General features: G+C 71.9%; 20 protein-coding genes. 5 read left to right on the top strand and 15 right to left on the bottom strand.

Annotation, left to right across the window (positions count from 1 at the left end; genetic code table 11):
- Window positions 1-41: 41 nt before the first annotated feature.
- Genes ACAX67_RS06295 through ychF form a run of 4 tightly spaced genes read right to left on the bottom strand, consistent with a single transcriptional unit; the run spans window position 42 to window position 2,437 of the window.
- A complete protein-coding gene (locus ACAX67_RS06295) occupies window positions 42-455 on the bottom strand; it encodes a type II toxin-antitoxin system VapC family toxin (protein ID WP_370702953.1) in 414 nt (137 codons plus the stop codon).
- 2 nt (window positions 456-457) lie between these two features.
- Entirely contained in the window at window positions 458-691 is a 234-nt protein-coding gene (locus ACAX67_RS06290) for a FitA-like ribbon-helix-helix domain-containing protein (protein ID WP_370702952.1), read from the bottom strand.
- Window positions 692-751: 60 nt separating this feature from the next.
- The gene (locus tag ACAX67_RS06285; protein WP_370702951.1) at window positions 752-1,348 is read right to left on the bottom strand and encodes a DUF1877 family protein; all 597 of its coding nucleotides are present in this window, start codon (window positions 1,346-1,348) and stop codon (window positions 752-754) included.
- 15 nt (window positions 1,349-1,363) lie between these two features.
- The gene (gene ychF, locus ACAX67_RS06280; protein WP_370702950.1) at window positions 1,364-2,437 is read right to left on the bottom strand and encodes a redox-regulated ATPase YchF; all 1,074 of its coding nucleotides are present in this window, start codon (window positions 2,435-2,437) and stop codon (window positions 1,364-1,366) included.
- Between the two features lie 79 nt (window positions 2,438-2,516).
- Between ychF and ACAX67_RS06275 the strand changes: the two genes are divergently transcribed.
- The 3 genes from ACAX67_RS06275 to ACAX67_RS06265 all read left to right on the top strand — a co-directional run bounded on the left by ACAX67_RS06275 (window position 2,517) and on the right by ACAX67_RS06265 (window position 4,439).
- Complete coding sequence (locus ACAX67_RS06275; RefSeq protein WP_370702949.1) at window positions 2,517-2,924, top strand: VOC family protein; 408 nt, start codon at window positions 2,517-2,519, stop codon at window positions 2,922-2,924.
- A 9-nt stretch (window positions 2,925-2,933) separates the two neighbouring features.
- The gene (locus tag ACAX67_RS06270; protein WP_370702948.1) at window positions 2,934-3,707 is read left to right on the top strand and encodes an exodeoxyribonuclease III; all 774 of its coding nucleotides are present in this window, start codon (window positions 2,934-2,936) and stop codon (window positions 3,705-3,707) included.
- Window positions 3,708-3,773: 66 nt separating this feature from the next.
- Window positions 3,774-4,439, top strand: a complete 666-nt coding sequence (locus tag ACAX67_RS06265) for a hypothetical protein (RefSeq protein ID WP_370702947.1) — start codon at window positions 3,774-3,776, stop codon at window positions 4,437-4,439.
- Window positions 4,440-4,453: 14 nt separating this feature from the next.
- Here ACAX67_RS06265 and nagB read toward each other — a convergent pair whose 3' ends face one another.
- The 8 genes from nagB to ACAX67_RS06225 form a co-directional block, all read right to left on the bottom strand.
- A complete protein-coding gene (nagB, locus tag ACAX67_RS06260; protein ID WP_370702946.1) occupies window positions 4,454-5,239 on the bottom strand; it encodes a glucosamine-6-phosphate deaminase in 786 nt (261 codons plus the stop codon).
- Entirely contained in the window at window positions 5,239-6,357 is a 1,119-nt protein-coding gene (nagA, locus tag ACAX67_RS06255) for an N-acetylglucosamine-6-phosphate deacetylase (RefSeq protein WP_370702945.1), read from the bottom strand. Before nagA ends, nagB begins: the two co-directional genes overlap by 1 nt.
- On the bottom strand, window positions 6,354-7,271 hold the full coding sequence (locus ACAX67_RS06250; RefSeq protein ID WP_370702944.1) for an ROK family protein: 918 nt from the start codon (window positions 7,269-7,271) through the stop codon (window positions 6,354-6,356). The genes nagA and ACAX67_RS06250 overlap by 4 nt, the downstream gene beginning before the upstream one ends.
- The gene (locus ACAX67_RS06245; protein ID WP_370702943.1) at window positions 7,268-8,674 is read right to left on the bottom strand and encodes a glycoside hydrolase family 3 N-terminal domain-containing protein; all 1,407 of its coding nucleotides are present in this window, start codon (window positions 8,672-8,674) and stop codon (window positions 7,268-7,270) included. The genes ACAX67_RS06250 and ACAX67_RS06245 overlap by 4 nt, the downstream gene beginning before the upstream one ends.
- Window positions 8,671-9,516, bottom strand: coding sequence for a carbohydrate ABC transporter permease (locus ACAX67_RS06240; RefSeq protein ID WP_370702942.1), 846 nt, complete (start codon window positions 9,514-9,516; stop codon window positions 8,671-8,673). Before ACAX67_RS06240 ends, ACAX67_RS06245 begins: the two co-directional genes overlap by 4 nt.
- Entirely contained in the window at window positions 9,516-10,421 is a 906-nt protein-coding gene (locus ACAX67_RS06235) for a carbohydrate ABC transporter permease (protein WP_370702941.1), read from the bottom strand. Before ACAX67_RS06235 ends, ACAX67_RS06240 begins: the two co-directional genes overlap by 1 nt.
- 99 nt (window positions 10,422-10,520) lie before the next feature.
- Window positions 10,521-11,795: an extracellular solute-binding protein gene (locus ACAX67_RS06230; protein WP_370702940.1), complete on the bottom strand. Its 1,275-nt coding sequence runs from the start codon at window positions 11,793-11,795 to the stop codon at window positions 10,521-10,523.
- Window positions 11,796-11,859: 64 nt separating this feature from the next.
- Complete coding sequence (locus tag ACAX67_RS06225; RefSeq protein WP_370702939.1) at window positions 11,860-12,912, bottom strand: ROK family transcriptional regulator; 1,053 nt, start codon at window positions 12,910-12,912, stop codon at window positions 11,860-11,862.
- Window positions 12,913-13,036: 124 nt separating this feature from the next.
- On the opposite strand from ACAX67_RS06225, the gene ACAX67_RS06220 reads away from it, so the two are divergent.
- The gene (locus tag ACAX67_RS06220) at window positions 13,037-14,038 is read left to right on the top strand and encodes an ABC transporter ATP-binding protein (protein WP_370702938.1); all 1,002 of its coding nucleotides are present in this window, start codon (window positions 13,037-13,039) and stop codon (window positions 14,036-14,038) included.
- Window positions 14,039-14,093: 55 nt separating this feature from the next.
- The gene (locus tag ACAX67_RS06215) at window positions 14,094-14,540 is read left to right on the top strand and encodes a DUF6542 domain-containing protein (RefSeq protein ID WP_370702937.1); all 447 of its coding nucleotides are present in this window, start codon (window positions 14,094-14,096) and stop codon (window positions 14,538-14,540) included.
- On the opposite strand, the gene ACAX67_RS06210 is transcribed toward ACAX67_RS06215, so the two are convergent.
- The 3 genes from ACAX67_RS06210 to rplQ all read right to left on the bottom strand — a co-directional run bounded on the left by ACAX67_RS06210 (window position 14,492) and on the right by rplQ (window position 16,837).
- Window positions 14,492-15,109 carry an L-threonylcarbamoyladenylate synthase gene (locus tag ACAX67_RS06210; RefSeq protein ID WP_370702936.1) on the bottom strand — a complete coding sequence of 206 codons (618 nt, stop codon included), beginning with the start codon at window positions 15,107-15,109 and terminating at the stop codon, window positions 14,492-14,494. The two genes, ACAX67_RS06215 and ACAX67_RS06210, sit on opposite strands and share 49 nt — an antisense overlap.
- 11 nt (window positions 15,110-15,120) lie before the next feature.
- On the bottom strand, window positions 15,121-16,119 hold the full coding sequence (locus ACAX67_RS06205) for a 4-hydroxy-3-methylbut-2-enyl diphosphate reductase (RefSeq protein ID WP_370702935.1): 999 nt from the start codon (window positions 16,117-16,119) through the stop codon (window positions 15,121-15,123).
- Window positions 16,120-16,207: 88 nt separating this feature from the next.
- On the bottom strand, window positions 16,208-16,837 hold the full coding sequence (gene rplQ / locus ACAX67_RS06200) for a 50S ribosomal protein L17 (RefSeq protein ID WP_370702934.1): 630 nt from the start codon (window positions 16,835-16,837) through the stop codon (window positions 16,208-16,210).
- Window positions 16,838-16,850 lie beyond the last annotated feature (13 nt).

Genomic DNA, 16,850 nt, shown 5'->3' with positions numbered 1-16,850 from the left:
TGTGGGCCTCGGGACGGCGAAGAGGCGGCGCCTCCGATCCGTCAGGCAGCCCACGGATCGATCAGCCGGACGCCGGTGGCCACGAAGTCCTTGGCGTTCCGCGTCGCGCACGCGGCCCCGCGCGCGAGGCAGATGGCGGCGATCTCGGCGTCGGCGGTGCTGATCGCCAACCCTGCCTGCTCCCGGGCCAGCAGCACATCGGCATATCTGTCCGCTGCGTCAGCATCGAACGGAAGCACGGCCCTGGTGTCCCGGTACGGCTGCAGGGCAGCGTCGATCGATGCAGAGAGCAGGACCTTGCGCCTGCCCTCAGGGAGACGTCGCACGCCGGCCAGCAGCTCGGCAAGCGTGACCGCCGTGATCGCGACCTCGCCGGTCAGCGCTTCCAACCAGGCGACGACGCGAGGCTCAGGCCGCGGCCGGAAGAGCTCCGAGATCACGTTCGTGTCGAGCACGATCAATCGAAGTCAGCCGCTCGAGCGATGTCGCTGCGCTCCGGCACCGGAAGCTCGTCGAATCCGCCCGCCTCCTGCGCAGCCCGAAGGAGCGCCAGTCCGACATGCGGTCGGAGTGTCGCCCTCGTGAGGATGTCGCGCGCTTCGGCTTCCATCGAGTGACCGCGCTCCTTGGCCTGGAGGGCGAGCTGCTTCTTCACGGATTCGTCGAGTCCGCGGACGACGATCGATGCCATGCCCATCACCTCCGACAAGTGCTATCACTAACGATAGCATCATCGGACCGCCTGCCTTTCTCATCCGATCATGTAGGCCATGCCTCGGCCGTCCGCGGCGAGGCGCCTGACGAACCGCGTTGCCCTGTCCAGGTAGTCAACGGCGTAGGAGAGATTGACCCCGGACGCACCGATCCGACGGAGACCGACAGCAGCGACCTCGCGCTGCAGGTCGCCGAGATCTTGTGCGACCTCGTGAACCTGCGCGGGAGCGAGCGCGCGGTACCAGGGGATCCAGCCATCACCACACATCTCCACCTTCCCTTCGAACATGCGATACGCCGGACGAGCCGCCCCCGCCCCCGATCGCGGTCCGGTCAACACCTGAAGGCCGCGCCAGGCTTTGTCGAGGTAGAGCATGTCCCGCTCCGGCACCGTCTGCTCGAAACTTGCCACGGACACGGCTGCGTGTGGCTTCATTCCCCAGGCGTCAGCGAGCGGGTCGCTCGAGATGAACGCCCGCGGATCTGCGAGCGCGCGATCTGCCTGGTCTGCGTCGACGGCGTAGGCGTAGTACCTGATTCCCATGCGAGCACCTTGACCCCGCGCCGACGACAGCGCATGCGCGACGATGAGCGCCTGTGGACGACCGACAGAAGTCCACAGGGTCAGCCGCACGAAGTGGCCCGGACCTCACACGTTGAAGCGGAACTCCACCACGTCGCCGTCCTGCATGACGTAGTCCTTGCCCTCCATGCGCACCCGGCCGGCCTCCTTGGCCTTGGCCATGGAGCCGGCACCGACGAGGTCGGCGAAGGACACGATCTCGGCCTTGATGAAGCCCTTCTCGAAGTCGGTGTGGATCACGCCGGCCGCCTGCGGGGCGGTGTCGCCCTTCCGGATGGTCCAGGCGCGCGACTCCTTGGGGCCGGCGGTGAGGTAGGTCTGCAGGCCGAGGGTGTCGAAGCCGACCCGGGCGAGCACCTCGAGCCCGGGCTCGGTGATGCCGGCCTCGGCGAGGAACTCCGCTGCCTCGTCGTCCTCGAGCTCGATCAGCTCGGACTCGAACTTCGCGTCGAGGAAGATCGCCTCGGCCGGGGCGACCAGGGCGCGCATCTGCGCCTTGAGGTCCTCGTCGTGCAGCTCGTCGGCATCGCAGTTGAAGACGTAGATGAACGGCTTGGCGGTGAGCAGCGAGAGCTCGCGCAGCAGGGCCCGGTCGATCGAGGTCGCGATGATCGGCGTACCGCTCTCGAGCGCTTCCTTGGCCTGCTTCGCGGCCTCGAGGTTCGCGGCCAGCTCCTTGACCTTGCGCGCCTCCTTCTCCAGCCGCATGATCGCCCGCTCGACCGTCTCGAGGTCGGCGAGGATCAGCTCGGTCTGGATCGTCGAGATGTCGTTGCCGGGGTTGACCTCGCCGTCGACGTGGGTGACGTCCTCGTCGCGGAAGACCCGGGTGACCTGGCAGATCGCCGCCGACTCGCGGATGTGGGAGAGGAACTTGTTGCCGAGCCCCTCCCCCTGCGAGGCGCCCCGGACGATGCCGGCGATGTCGACGAACTCGACCGTCGCGGGCAGGATCCGCTCGGAACCGAAGATCTCCGCGAGCTGCGGCAGCCGGTCGTCGGGCACGCCGACCACACCGACGTTGGGCTCGATCGTCGCGAACGGGTAGTTCGCCGCAAGCACGTCGTTCTTGGTCAATGCGTTGAAGAGGGTCGACTTGCCCGCGTTGGGGAGACCGACGATGCCGATGGTGAGAGCCACGGGCGGGCAGTCTACGAGTCCGTACCGCCCGCGGGAGAATCCGCTGGACGCCCTTGCCTGCGCGGGCAAGAGTGGGCCCATGGCGATGACCGTGAACAACATGACCTTCGACGCCGGCGACGCCCGCAAGCTCGCGGAGTTCTGGGCGGCCCTCACCGGCTGGGTCGTCTTCTACGACGACGACCCGGAGGTGCTCCTCGCCCCGCACTTCCCGCCGTCGGGCACCTCGATGCTGTTCATCCCGGTGCCGGAGGGCAAGACGGCCAAGAACCGCCTCCACCTCGACCTCCAGCCGAGCGACCGCACCCGCGACGAGGCGGTCGCCCAGGCACTCGAGCTCGGCGCGACCCTGGTCGGCGACTTCCGCAAGGACGACGGCACCGGCTGGGTCACCCTGGCGGACCCCGAGGGCAACGAGTTCTGCATCGAGCGCTCGGCGGACGAGCGCACGCAGCCGGCCGGCGTCCGCAGCCACCGCATCGGCTAGCGTCTCCGGGTGCGGATCGCGACCTGGAACGTCAACTCGCTGCGCTCGCGGATCGACCGCGTCGAGGCGCTGCTCGACCGGCACGAGATCGACGTGCTCGCCCTGCAGGAGACGAAGGCGCGCGAGGAGCAGCTGCCGCTGATGGGCCTCCAGGCGCGCGGGTACGACGTCGCGGCGGCCGGCATCAACCAGTGGAACGGCGTCGCGCTCATCAGCAGGCTCGGCCTCGAGGACGTCGAGGTCGGCTTCCCGGACATGCCGGGGTGGGGAGAGCCCGCCGAGCCCGAGGCCCGGGCGATCGGCGCGACCTGCGGCGGCGTACGCATCTGGAGCCTCTACATCCCCAACGGCCGCAAGCCCGACGACCCCCACTACGTCTACAAGCTCGACTGGCTGGCCAAGCTGCGGCTGGCCGCGACGGCCTGGCAGGACAGCCCGACCGCGATGGTCGGCGACTGGAACATCTGTCCGACCGACGCGGACGTCTTCGACGTCACGCAGTTCAAGAACTCCACCCACGTCACGCCCGCCGAGCGCGCCGCGTTCCAGGCGTTCCTCGACGACGGCTGGGAGGAGGTCACCCGCGCGCACGCGCCGGGCTACACCTACTGGGACTACTACCGCCAGCGCTTCGAGCGCGACCGCGGCCTGAAGATCGACTTCGTCCTCGGCTCCCGGCCGCTCGCGGCCCGGGTGACCGGCGCGTTCATCGACCGCGAGGAGCGGGCCGGCAAGGGCGCGTCGGACCACGCGCCGGTCGTCGTCGACCTTTCCTCCGACTAGCGGATACCGGATCGGCGCGCGCGGACCTACCCTGCTGGTAGTCCCCGACCCCGGAGCGGAGCCCCCATGCGCGGACGCAACCTGATCCTGACCCTCGCCCTCGCCCTCGCCGCGGGCGCCACCCCCGCGGGCGCGGCGACGCAGGCAGCGTCGCACCGTCGCACCGTCGACGCGAGCGACGTGCCGAGCCTCCACCAGGTCGACCGCATCACGCCGGTGAGCAGCCGAGGGATCGAGGACGACGGTCCGATCTGGATCTTCCGACCGGACTGCTCCGCCTACGACCCCACGCACGGGCCCCAGGGGATCGAGAGCACCTTCGCCTACTACTACGGCGCCGGTGACACCGACCCCACGGCCTACGTCCGGGTGCACGAGTTCGCGTCGGTGGGCGACGCGAAGCGGGCGATCCGGAAGATCCGCCACAACGCCGCGAGCTGCTACGGGGTGCGCCACGACCCGGTCATCAACGGCACCCTGATCGTGCGCGGGGCCGACGTCCCGAGCCTGGGCGCCGGCCGCCCGGCGGCGTGGAAGATCAACGACCACTGGCGTGACATCGACACCCACATGCGCAACGTGCTCTTCAGCCGCCACATCTGGATGCGCGAGGGCCGCACCCTCGTCGGCGTGGAGCTGTGGGTCCAGACGGTCGGCCCCCACGACCCGCCGCCGATCTCGCGGTCGGCCACGATCCGCCTCGCGCGCCTGGCGCTGCGCACGAACGACTGAGGAGCCGATCCGGGCTACAGGCCCTGCCAGGCCGGCTTGGCGTCGTAGACCTCGCGATAGTGGGCGGTGCGTGTCAGGCCGCTCGCGGCTTCCCGGTCGAGGAGGACCGAGACGTGCGGGTGCAGCTGGAGGACCGACGCCGGACTGGACGCGGCCAGCGGCCCCTCGACGGCGGCGGCCAGCGCGGCGGCCTTGGCCGCACCGGTGGCGAGCAGCAGGAGGTGCCGCGCGCGCAGGATCGTGCCCAGGCCCTGGGTCAGCACGTGTCGCGGCACGTCGTCGAGGCTGCCGAAGAACCGTGCGTTGTCCTGCCGCGTCCGCTCGGTGAGGGTCTTGATCCGGGTCAGGGAGGCGAGCGACGAACCGGGCTCGTTGAAGGCGAGGTGGCCGTCGGTGCCGATGCCGAGCACCTGGAGGTCGATCCCCCCGGCCGCCGCGATCGCGGCCTCGTAGCGCTCTCCCGCCGTCGGCAGGCCGGCCTCCTCCGGGTCCGGGCCGTGCACCCGGTCCGGCGCGATGCCGAGCGCGTCGGTGAGCTCGCGGGCGATGGTCGCGCGGTAGCTCTGCGGATGGCCGGGTGGGAGGCCGACGTACTCGTCGAGGTTGAAGCACCGCACCTGCGCGTACGACGGTGCCGACCCGTGCTCGTGGCGGCGGACCAGCTCGGCGTAGGTCAGCAGTGGCGTCGAGCCGGTCGCGAGCCCGAGCACAGCGGACGGCCGGGCCGCGACGACAGCCTCGATCGTGTCGGCCGCGAGCGTCGCGACCTCGGCCGCGGTGTCGAGGGGCACGACCTCCATCAGCGGGCCTCCCCGTGCACGAGCCGCCCGCCGACGATCGTCGCGACCACGGTCAGGTCGTCGTCGACCAGCGTGAGGTCACCGCGGGCGCCCGGTCGGAGGTGGCCGCGGCTGTCGTCGCCGACGACGGCGGCCGCCGTCGTCGTGCACGCCGCGACCGCCTCGCTCAGGGTGCAGCCGGTGGCGGACCGCAGCACCGCGAGGCAGGCCGGCAACGACGCCGCGGAACCGGCGAGGGTGCCGTCGGCGAGTCGGACCGTGCCGTCGCGGACCACCACGTCGTGGTCGCCCAAGCGGGTCGGACCGTCGGCGATGCCGAGGCCGGCCGTGCAGTCGGTGACGGCGAGGAACCGCGCCGGTCCGAGGGCGCGCCAGTAGGACGCGAGGGTCGCCGGCGCGAGGTGGTGCCCGTCCGCGATCACCCCGGCGACGAGCCGCGGGTCCGCGAGCGTGGCGCCCACGGGACCCGGGTCGCGACCGGCCAGGGCAGGCATCGCGTTGCCGAGGTGGGTGACGACCCGGGCACCACGGTCGACAGCGGCGGCCACGGCCTCCGCGGGTGCCTCGGTGTGTCCGAGGGCGACCACCACGCCGCGCTCCACGAGGACCGCGACGACGTCGAGCGCCCCGGGCAGCTCGGGCGCGAGTGTCACCATCGTGACGCCCGCGTCGCGCGACCACCCGTCCACCAGCGCGACCGACGGCGGGCGCAGCCACTGCGGGGGGTGCGCGCCCTTGCGACCGACAGCGAGCATCGGTCCCTCGAGGTGCAGACCCAACGGCTCGGCACCCGACCAGCCGGCGGGCGGTCCCGCCCGCAGGGCGGCGAGCGCGCGTGACCGGACCTCGGGCGCGGCAGTGATGATCGTCGGCTGGAAGGCCGTCACGCCGTACTCCGGGAGCGAGGCGGCCACCTCCCACAGCCGGTCGGGCTCGCGGGTGAGGTCGATGCCGGCAGCGCCGTTGACCTGAAGGTCGACGAGACCGGGGAGCACGGTGAGCCCGCGGGCGTCGTACGTCGGTCCGTCGCCGTCCGCGACCACGCGCCCGTCCCTGATGACGACGTCGACCGCAGCGCCGTCGCTGTCGCGGCCGCCGGTGACGAGCCGGTCGCTCATCGGACCGGCCCCGCGGCGAGGAGCGCCGCCCCGAGCGCTGCCACCGGGACGTCACGCGGCAGCAGCAACACCCGACCGGCCAGGTCGAGCGAGCGCAGGAAGGGCGACGCCGAGGCCTGCTCGGCCAGCGCCGCGACCACCGCGGCACGCAGCCGCTCGCCGACCTGGGACACGCCACCGCCGAGGACGACGTACTCCGGGTCGACCGTCAGGCACACCAGGCGTACGGCGTCCGCGACCCGCGCAGCGAACCGGTCCCGCACCTCGACCGCGCGTGGGTCACCGGCGCCCGCGGCGTCGAAGAGCGCCTGCGCGGGAGGCACGTCGGGGCTCGGCCAGGCCTCTGCGACGGCGGACCCGGACGCGGCGGTCTCCAGGCAGCCGACCTGGCCGCACGGACACTGGCGGCCCTGCGGGTCGACCGGGACGTGGCCGATCTCGCCCGCCGCGCTGCGGAAGCCGCGCCGCAGCCGCCCGTCGAGGATCGACGCCGCGGCCAGACCCGTGCCGAGGCTGAGGTAGACGAGGTCGTCGTGACCGGTCACCTTGGCCGCACCGAGCGCGGCCGCGTTGACGTCGTTGTCGACCACCACGCGCGTGCCGATGCGCTCGGCGAGCCGGTCGGCGATGGGGAACCAGTCGTCGACGCCGAGGTTTACCGCGTGCTTGACGGCACCGTGCGCGACGTCGACGAGGCCGGGCACGCCGACCCCCACGACCCCGTCGAGCCCGGCACCCAGCCGCGACCGGAGCTCGTCGACCACGCCGGCCGCGGTCGCGACCACGTCGTCGCCACCGGTCGGGGTCGTCGCGCGCACCTCCGCCAGCACCTCGCCGTCCGCGGTCGCGGCGACGCCGTGCATCTTCGTCGCCCCGATGTCGAGCCCGATCCGAGCCGGGACCTCCCCTGTCACCGCCGCCAACCCGCCTCTCCGATGATGTCCTCCACCGCCGCGACCACCGGTCGCGACATGCCGCGCGTGCAGATCCGCGGGGTGCCCGACCCCGGGTCGGGCCATGGCCCCGGCCAGCCCCACTCCACGACGACCGACCGGTCTCCCAGACCGCGCAGGGCGGCCAGCACCTCGGGGCGGCGGTGCGCGTCGCGCACCTGCACGACGAGCGGTCCGTCGGGAAGCGCCTCTCCCGGCCGCACGACGAGGTCCGGGGCGATGCCCCACGGCACCTCGCCCACCGCGATGTTCGCCGGCGTGCTGATGCTCACGACCCGGGCGCCGGCCAGGTCGGGAAGGACGCCCTCGACGGCCACCGCCCGCCGGGCGCCCGCCGCCATCCGGTCGCCGTCGCCAGCGCGGACCGGAGGCGTCGCCGGCAGTGACGGCCCCCGGCGCCGGAGCAGGTCCACCCTCCCCGCCGCCTCGACGAGCCGTTCCTCGGCCAGTCGTCCGTCCGACACCCCGGCGACGATCGCGCCCTGGATCGCGCGCACCAGCGCCACGTCCTTGTCCGGGCCGATGCACAGCAGGTCGACCCCGGCAGCCAGGGCGAGCACCGCAGCCTCGGGGATGCCGCGCTCACGGGACGCGCCGGCCATGTCGAGGGCGTCGCTGACGATCGCGCCGTCGTACTCCAGGCTGCGGAGCAGCGAGAGCACCGGCCTGCTGAACGTCGCGGGCAGGCCCGGGTCGAGCGACGGCACGACGATGTGGGAGGTCATGATCGAGGCGGCGCCGGCCGCGACCGCGGCCGCGAACGGCGCGACGTCCCGCGAGCGCACGAGCTCCGCCGGAGCGTCCAGCACGGGCAGCGCGAGGTGGCTGTCCTCGGCGGTCGAGCCGTGGCCGGGGAAGTGCTTCACGCAGGCGGCCACGTCGCCCGCTTGCAGCCCGCGCACCCACGCCGCGACATGGCGGCCCACCAGGGCGGGGTCGGCGCCGAAGCTCCGGGTGCCGATCACCGGGTTGTCGGGGTTGCTGTTGACGTCGGCGACCGGCCCGAGGTCGAGGTCGATCCCGGCAGCAACCAGGTCCGCCGCCACCAGCCCGCCCGCGGTCTCGGTCAGCTCGAGCGAGTCGACCGCCCCCAGCTGGGCGGCGCCGAGCACCGGGCTCCCCGTCCGCGCGTGCAGCCGCGTGACGTCGCCGCCCTCCTCGTCGGTCGCGACGAGTGCCTCGGGGCGCACCCGTCGTACGGCGTCGGTGAGCTCCCGCACCGCGGCGAGGTCGCCCGTGAGGTTGGAGCCGAAGAGGCAGATGCCGCCGAGGCCCTCCTCCAGCAACCCGGCCCAGTCGTCGGGGAGCGCGGGTCCGGGGAAGGACGGCAGGAGGACCTGCAGGGCGAGCTCCTCGGGGCTCATCCCTTCACCGCGCCCGCGGTGAGGCCGGTGACCATCCGCCGCTGGACGACCAGGAAGAAGGCGATGACCGGGATCGTGATGAGGGTCGACGCCGCCATGATGGCGCCCCAGTCGACCCCGCGACTGCGCGACTCCGAGAAGCCGATCAGCCAGACGGGCAGGGTCTCCTTCGCCGGGTCGGTCATCACGACCAGCGCGAGGGTGAACTCGTTCCAGGCCTGGATGAACCCGAACAGACCGGTGGCGACCAGCCCGGGCGCGAGCAGCGGCAGGGTCACGGTGAAGAACGCCTGCACGCGCGAGCAGCCGTCCATCATCGCGGCCTCCTCGAGCTCGCGCGGCACGCCGTCGACGAACCCGCGCAGGGTCCACACGGTGAAGGGCAGCACGCTGGCGACGTAGACGAAGGTGAGGCCGACGACGGAGTTGAGGAGGTCGACGCCCTCGAGCATCTTGTACTGGCTGATGAAGAGCCCCTCCGCCGGGATCATCTGCACCACCAGCAGGGTGAGCACGAAGGTGGTCCGCCCGCGGAAGCGGAACCGACTCACCGCGACCGCCGCCAGGAACGCGAAGAACAGCGCGATCACGACGGTCAGCACCGTCACCGACAGGCTGCTGACGAGCGCCGTGCGGAAGCCGTCGCCGGACAGGATCCGGTCGTAGTTGGCGAACGTGCCGTGCCACGGGAACCAGGTCTGCCCGTCGCTGCGGATCCGGTTGCGCGGCAGGAACGAGCGACTGACCATCCAGTAGACCGGGAAGACGCTCACCAGCAGGACGACCAGGCCGAGGGCGTTGGCGCCCCACCGCACCGATCGCGACGGAGGTCGCGCGGACATCAGCCCTCCTCCTGTCGGAACATCAACCGGACGTACGGCGCCGTCAGCACCACCGTCAGGGCCAGCATGAACATCGCGGCAGCCGCAGCGGTGCCGAAGTCGCCGCCCTTGATCCCGAGCGTGTAGATGTAGGTGCCGAGCAGGTTGGTGTCCCGGGTGATGCCGCCGGCCTTCTGGAGCGTGTAGATCTGGGTGAAGACGCGCAGGTCCCAGATGACCTGCAGGAGCAGCACGACGAGCAGGACCGGCCGGATCGTCGGCACCACCACGTGCACGAACCGCTGCCACGCACCCGCCCCGTCGATCTCGGCGGCCTCGACGACGTCGTCGGGCACCTGCGTCAGGGCGGCGTAGACGGTGAAGACGACGAACGGCACGCTCATCCAGACCACGATGATCGTCGCGACGGCGAAGAACGACATCGGCTCCAGCAGCCAGCTGTGGCCCTCGTAGTCGCCGCCCAGCGAGGTGAGGACGGAGTTCACGACGCCGTACTGCGTGTCGAAGAGGAACTGCCACACGATCATCGACGCCACCACCGGCGTCGCCCACGTCAGCAGCAGCCCGCTCTGCACGGCGATCCGCACGCCTCGGCTCATCCGCGTCATCAGCAACGCGATGCCGACGCCGGCGCCCATGGTCAGCGCGGCGTTGACGAAGCAGAAGACCACGGTGCGCAGGACGACCGTCCAGAGGTACGGGTCGTCGATCAGCGCCCGGTAGTTGTCGAGCCCGACCCACTCCGGCGGTCGGCCGAACTGCTGCGCGAGCCCGAACTCCTGCAGCGACAGCACCACCTGCCGCCCGAGGGGATAGCCCAGGGCGAGGAGGAGCAGCGCTGCCGAGGGCAGGACGAGGCCGAGGGGCAGCGGCGTCGCGCGGACGGCCGGTCGGCGTCGGGCCATGGGCGATTGTCTCCTTCCGAGGGTCGTGGGTGCGCGAGCGCGCAGGCGGGGGCGGGACGGCGTCCGGGGGGTACGCCGGCCCGCCCCCGTCGTGCGCTGCTACTGGAGCGTCTCGCTGATGCGGTCGTCGGCGTCGCCGGCGAGCTGGGTGACGTCGCCACCCTGCGCGATCTGCCCGAAGAGGTCCTCGAGGATCCGCGTGCCCTCGACGGTCGCCCAGTTGGCGGCGGCCGGCGTGAGCTTGGCGTTGGACGCGGCCTCGATGGTCGCCTGCGCGAACTCGTCATCGCCCAGCAGCGAGGACAGCGACTCCCGGGCCGGGGTGAGCCCGGCGTCGGCGAGGATGCCCTGGTAGTCGTCGCTGAGCATCAGCCCGACGACGTCGCGGGCCAGGTCCTGGTTCTCGGTCTTGGCCGACACCGCGATGTCGGAGCCGCCGAGCAGCACCGGAGCAGGACCACCGTCGGAGCCGGGCAGCGCGAAGACGCCCACCTTCTTGGCCAGGTCGGGGCAGCCCGCGTCGGGGTCGGTCAGCAGGCCCATCACCCAGCCGGGACGCGACATCATGCCGATGTTGCCCGCGCAGAACGGCGTGACCGGGTCGGACTCGTTGGCGTCGGCCGGCGCCCCGGACGCCTGCTCGAAGAGGTCCTGGAAGGTGGTCAGCCCCGCGATGCTCTCCGGCGTGGAGAGCGTGCCGGACCAGCTGTCGCCGTCGGCCGCCGCGAAGTCGCCGCCGGCGTCCCACAGGAACGCCGCGCCGTCGCGCCAGTCCTGCCCGGGGAGCCAGTAGCCCGAGAAGTCCGGGTCGGGGTTGTCGGCCTTGAGGGTCTTCGCCGCCGCGATGAAGTCCTCCATCGTGGTGGGGACCTCGAGACCGGACTTCTCGAAGAGGTCCTTGCGGTAGAAGACGTAGGTGGAGCCCGCGTAGTAGGGCACCGCGTAGGTCTTGTCGTCGACGGTCGCGCCGTCGACGAAGCCGGGGAGCAGGTCGTCACCGCCCCACTCGTCCAGGTCGCCGGTCAGGTCGCTGAACGCGCCCGCGGTGGTGAAGGTCGGCGCCTGGGTGTTGCCCACCTCGACGACGTCAGGCGTCTGGTCCTCCGAGGACAGGGCGGTGGTGAGGCGTTCGACGAGCCCGTCCCACTCCTGCTCCTCGATGGTGAGGGTGGAGCCGGGGTGCTCGTCCTCGAACGTCTTCTTCAGCCAGTCGCGCGCCTCCTGCGGGGTGTCGGCGCCGTTGAGCCACATCACCATGTCGGCCTTCTCGGGACCGCCGCTGGTCGAGGGGTCGTCGTCATCGGAGCCGCACGCGCTGGTCACGCTGAGCAGGGCGGCGATGGCCGCGAGGGCCACTACTTTCTTCTTGCCCACCACTAGTTCCTCTGCTTCCTTACCTGGGACGCGCACCCGCCCTGGGTCGCGCTGCTGACGGGGGTCACGAGACCCCCAGCTCGGCGGCGAGGACCAGACCGGTCGCACCGACGAGGACTCCGTTGTCGCCGAGCGCGGTCGCGCGCACGACGAACTGCTCCGCGCTCACCGGCATGACCCGGTCGCGGACGAGGGGGGCGACGGCCGCAGCGAGCGGCTCGACGAGGTCGAGCGGCCCGCTGAGGACCAGCTCGTCGAGGTTGAGCGTCGCCACGACGGGCGCGAGCGCACCCGCGAGGTGCCCGGCCGCCGCGGTGATCGCGGCGTCGAGGTCGTCGGCGGCGATCCGCCGGCGCAGCCGGGGTACGGCGACGAAGGTCTCCAAGCACCCGCGCCGCCCGCACGCGCACTCCTCGCCGTCGGCGACGACCTGCACGTGCCCGATCTCACCGGCCGCCCCGCCGCGCCCGTGGAGCAGCTCGCCCCCGAGCACGAGGCCGGCGCCGACACCGGTGCTGAGCCGCAGCAGCATGAGGCCGCCCTCGGTGCCTCCGCCGAAGGTGTACTCCCCCAGCACGGCCGTGTTGGCGTCGTTGGCGACGTGCACCGGGAGGCCCAGGGCACCGCTCAGTGTCTCGGCCAGCTTGACGTCGTGCCAGCCGAGGTTGGGGGCGTCGAGCACCACGCCCTCGGGGCTGACGACGCCGGGACTGGCCACGCCGATGCCGAGGACGGGTGACGTGGCCCGCTCGGCGAGCTCGGTCGCGAAGACGCGGACCATCTCGACCGCCTCGTCCCCGCGCCGGCCGTCCAGCGGCTGGGCGTCCTTGGTGATGACCTCGCCGGCGAGGTTGAGCACGGCGCCGACGACCTGGCCGTCGACGGAGAGGTCGATGGCGAGGATGTGCTTGGCGGCGGGCACGAGCCCGACGAGCGTGGGCGGCTTGCCCACCCGACCGCCGGTCTCGGCCTTCGCGGGCTGTCCGAGCTCCTCGACGAGCCCTTCGGCCAGCAGCTCGGCGACCAGCTCGGAGACGGTCACCCGGGTCAGGCCGCTCGTCCGGGCGAGGTCCGCACGGCTCGCGGGCCCCTCTCCGAAGAGCTCTTGGAGCAACATGGAGCGGTGGTGACGACGTGAGTCGGCTCGGTGGAGCTTGGTGCGGCCTCGGAGCGGTCGTTCCGTCGGGCTTCGCCAGGACATGTTTGTTAGTTCAGCATACTTACATATACGGTGTCTACCTATGACGAGCATCACGTTCGAGCGCGCACAGCGCTGGTACGCCGGGACCGACCGTCCCGCCGTGCCCGGGATCGACCTCGAGGTCGCCGACGGCGAGTTCCTGGTCCTCGTCGGCCCCTCGGGCTGCGGGAAGACCACGACCCTGCGCATGCTGGCGGGCCTGGAGCCGGTCGACAGCGGCCGGATCCTCATCGGGGAGCGCGACGTCACGGGGCTGGCACCGAAGGACCGCGACATCGCGATGGTCTTCCAGAGCTACGCGCTCTACCCGCACAAGTCGGTGCGCGACAACCTCGCCTTCCCGCTCAAGATGGCCAAGGTGCCGAAGGCCGAGCGCGACCAGCGCGTCGAGTCCGTCGCCGCCCTGCTGGGCCTCGCCGACCACCTCGACCGCAAGCCCAAGGCCCTCTCCGGCGGGCAGCGGCAGCGCGTCGCCATGGGCCGCGCGATCGTCCGCCAGCCGCAGGTCTTCTGCATGGACGAGCCGTTGTCGAACCTCGACGCCAAGATGCGCGTCCAGACCCGCGGCGACATCGCGCGGCTGCAGCGCGAGCTCGGCGTGACGACGGTCTACGTCACCCACGACCAGGTCGAGGCGATGACCCTCGGCGACCGCGTCGCCGTCATGCACGAGGGCGAGATCCAGCAGGTCGACACCCCGCTGGCCCTCTACGACCGCCCCGCCAACCTCTTCGTCGCCGGGTTCATCGGCTCGCCCCAGATGAACCTGCTGCCCGATGGGGAGGTGACCGTCGGCGTGCGGCCCGAGGCGTGGGACTTCGTCGAGAGCGGCGCCGGGATGCCCGTCCGGATCGACCTGGTCGAGGAGCTGGGCTCCGACAGCTTCGCGTACGGCGTCGCCCAGCTCGCCGACCGCACCGCCACCGTCTGCGTGCGGCTCCCCCACCGGGACCCGGCCGCCGTCGGCAGCACGGTCCACGTCGCCGTACCCCAGGACGCCCATCGCTTCGACACCGCCACCGGGCGCCGGGTCGACGACTGAGCGCCGTACGGCGAGCCGCCCGCGCCGCGCACCCGCCCCGACCTAGCGTGGGGGCGTGACGAGCGCACCGCGCACGCTCTGGGAGCAGGGCGAGAAGCCCGGCTCCGAGGTGGCCGCGCTCTCGGTCGCGCTCCTCATCACCGCCGCGGCGATCGACGTCGTGCTCGGCGACGACCTCGGCCTGCTGTTCGACCTCACCTTCGTCACCGTCTGTGCCGGCGCGGCCCTGCGCGTGCGGCCGTCCGACTTCTTCACGATCGGGGTGCTCCCGCCGCTGGCGATGCTGCTCACCGTCGTGCTGCTCGCCTTCGCGGAGCCGGGGTCGATCGCGCACGCTCAGGACGGCGTCGTGCAGGCCACGGTCAGCGGGCTGTCGACCCACGCGATCGCGCTGGTCGTCGGCTACCTTCTCTGCCTCGGCGTGCTGGGCGTGCGCAACCAGGTGCAGACCCGTCAGAAGCGGTCGGGGTCGCCCGCCCCACGTCGCAGCACCTCGGGATAGCCCTCCGACCAGTCCACGACGGTCGTCGGCTCGGCCGGGGTCTCTCCCGCCTCGACGACGATGTCGACGTCGTGGTCGAGCTCCTCCTTGATCTCCCAGCCCATCGTGCGCGGCTCGGTCTCGCCGGGGAGGATCAGCGAGCTCGACAACATCGGCTCGCCCAGCAGGTCGAGCAGTTCCTGGACGAAACGGTGGTCGGGGATCCGGACGCCGACCGTGCGCTTCTTGGGGTGCATCAGCCGCCGCGGCACCTCGGGCATCGCCGGCAGGATGAACGTGTAGGGACCCGGCGTGGCCGCGCGGATCGCCCGGAACGCGGCGTTGTCGACGTGCACCAGCTGACCGAGCTGGGAGAAGTCACGGCAGATCAGGGGGAAGTGGTGGCGGTCGTCGAGACCGCGGATCTTGAGGATCCGGTCGCGGCCGTCGCGGTTGCCGATGCGGCAGCCCAGGGCGTAGCCGGAGTCGGTCGGGTAGGCGAGCAGCGCGTCGTCGTGCAGGGCGTCGACGATCTGCTGCAGGAACCGCGGCTGGGGGTTGTCCGGGTGGACGTCGAGGAAGCGGGCCATCGTGGGCAGGCTCAGCGACCCGCGGCCTTGAGGTCCTTGTGGAGCTCCTTGGGCAGCGAGAACGCCAGCGTCTCCTCGGCGGTCTGCACCGGACGCGCGTCCGGGTAGCCCCGCTCGGCGAGGTAGGCCAGCACCTCCTGGACCAGGTGGTCGGGCACCGAGGCGCCCGACGTCACGCTCACGGTGGCCACGCCGTCGAGCCAGGTCGGGTCGAGCTCGGAGACGTCGTCGATGCGGTAGGACGCCTTGGCGCCCGCCTCGAGCGCGACCTCGACGAGGCGCACCGAGTTGGAGGAGTTGGCCGAGCCGACCACGATCACCAGGTCGGCGGTCGCGCCGATCTCCTTGACCGCCACCTGACGGTTCTGGGTCGCGTAGCAGATGTCGTCGCTGGGCGGGTCCTCCAGCTGCGGGAACTTCGCCCGCAGCCGTCGTACGGTCTCCATCGTCTCGTCGACGCTCAGCGTCGTCTGGGAGAGCCAGGCCAGCTTGGCGTCGGCGGGGAAGTCGAGCTTGGCGACGTCGTCGGGGTGCTCGACGAGCACGGTCTGGTCCGGCGCCTCCCCCGCGGTGCCCTCCACCTCCTCGTGGCCGGCGTGGCCGATGAGCAGGATCGTGTAGCCCTCGCGGGCGAAGCGCACCGCCTCGCGGTGCACCTTGGTCACCAGCGGACACGTCGCGTCGATGGTCTTCAGCTCGCGCTCGGTCGCCTGGCGGTGGACCGCCGGCGAGACGCCATGGGCGGAGAAGACGACGGTCGCGCCGACCGGGACCTCGTCGAGCTCCTCGACGAAGATCGCCCCGCGCTCCTCGAGGTTGGACACGACGTGCTTGTTGTGCACGATCTGCTTGCGCACGTAGACCGGCGCACCGTAGAGGTCGAGTGCCTCCTCGACCGTCACGACGGCCCGGTCCACCCCCGCGCAGTAGCCGCGCGGGTCGGCCAGGAGGACCTGCCGCTCCGCGTCGTCGGGCGACAGGACAGGGGGGTTGCCCAGGTCGATCGTCATGCTCCCAGTCTAGGTCCGGCGCTCACCTGGCCGAAAAGCACGCCGACCCGCTGCCACCAGGGCAACGGGTCGGCGCGATGCAGCCGGATCAGGCCTGCTCGTCGGTCTCCTCGGCGGGAGCCTCGTCAGCAGCGGCCTCCTCGGCCGGAGCCTCGTCGGTGGCCTCGGTGACCTCCGCGGTGGACTCGGCCTCGGCGGTCTCGACCTCGGTCGCCTCGGTGCTGAGCACCTCGGTCTCGTCGGCCTCGTTGACGGCCTCGACCTCGGCCGGGGCGACGTCATCGGCCTTGGTCACCTTGGCGGCCGGCTCCGACTTCTTCGTCGCAGCGGCGGGCTTCGGGCTGTAGGCCTCGGTCACCAGCTCGATCACGGCCATGGGGGCGTTGTCGCCGTGGCGCGGACCGATCTTGGTGATCCGGGTGTAGCCGCCCGGACGCTCGGCGTAGGCCGGCGCGATCTCGGTGAAGAGGTGGTGCACGACACCCTTGTCGGTGATGCTCTTGAGCACCTCGCGACGGTTGTGCAGCGGGTTCTCACCCAGGTGCGCGTTCTTCGCCTTGGTGATCAGCTTCTCGGCGTACGGCCGCAGCGTGCGGGCCTTGGCCTCCGTCGTCGTGATCCGGCCGTGCTCGAAGAGCTGGGTGGCCAGGTTGCGGAGGATGAGCCGCTGGTGGGCCGGGCTACCGCCGAGGCGGGGGCCCTTCTTGGGCTTGGGCATTGCTGTCTCTCAT

Origin of the sequence: Nocardioides candidus, from assembly GCF_041321175.1 — a bacterium.
Classification (GTDB): Bacteria; Actinomycetota; Actinomycetes; order Propionibacteriales; family Nocardioidaceae; genus Nocardioides.
The sequence above is the reverse complement of the archived record's forward strand: the minus strand, read 5'-3'. Positions and strand labels throughout refer to the sequence as shown.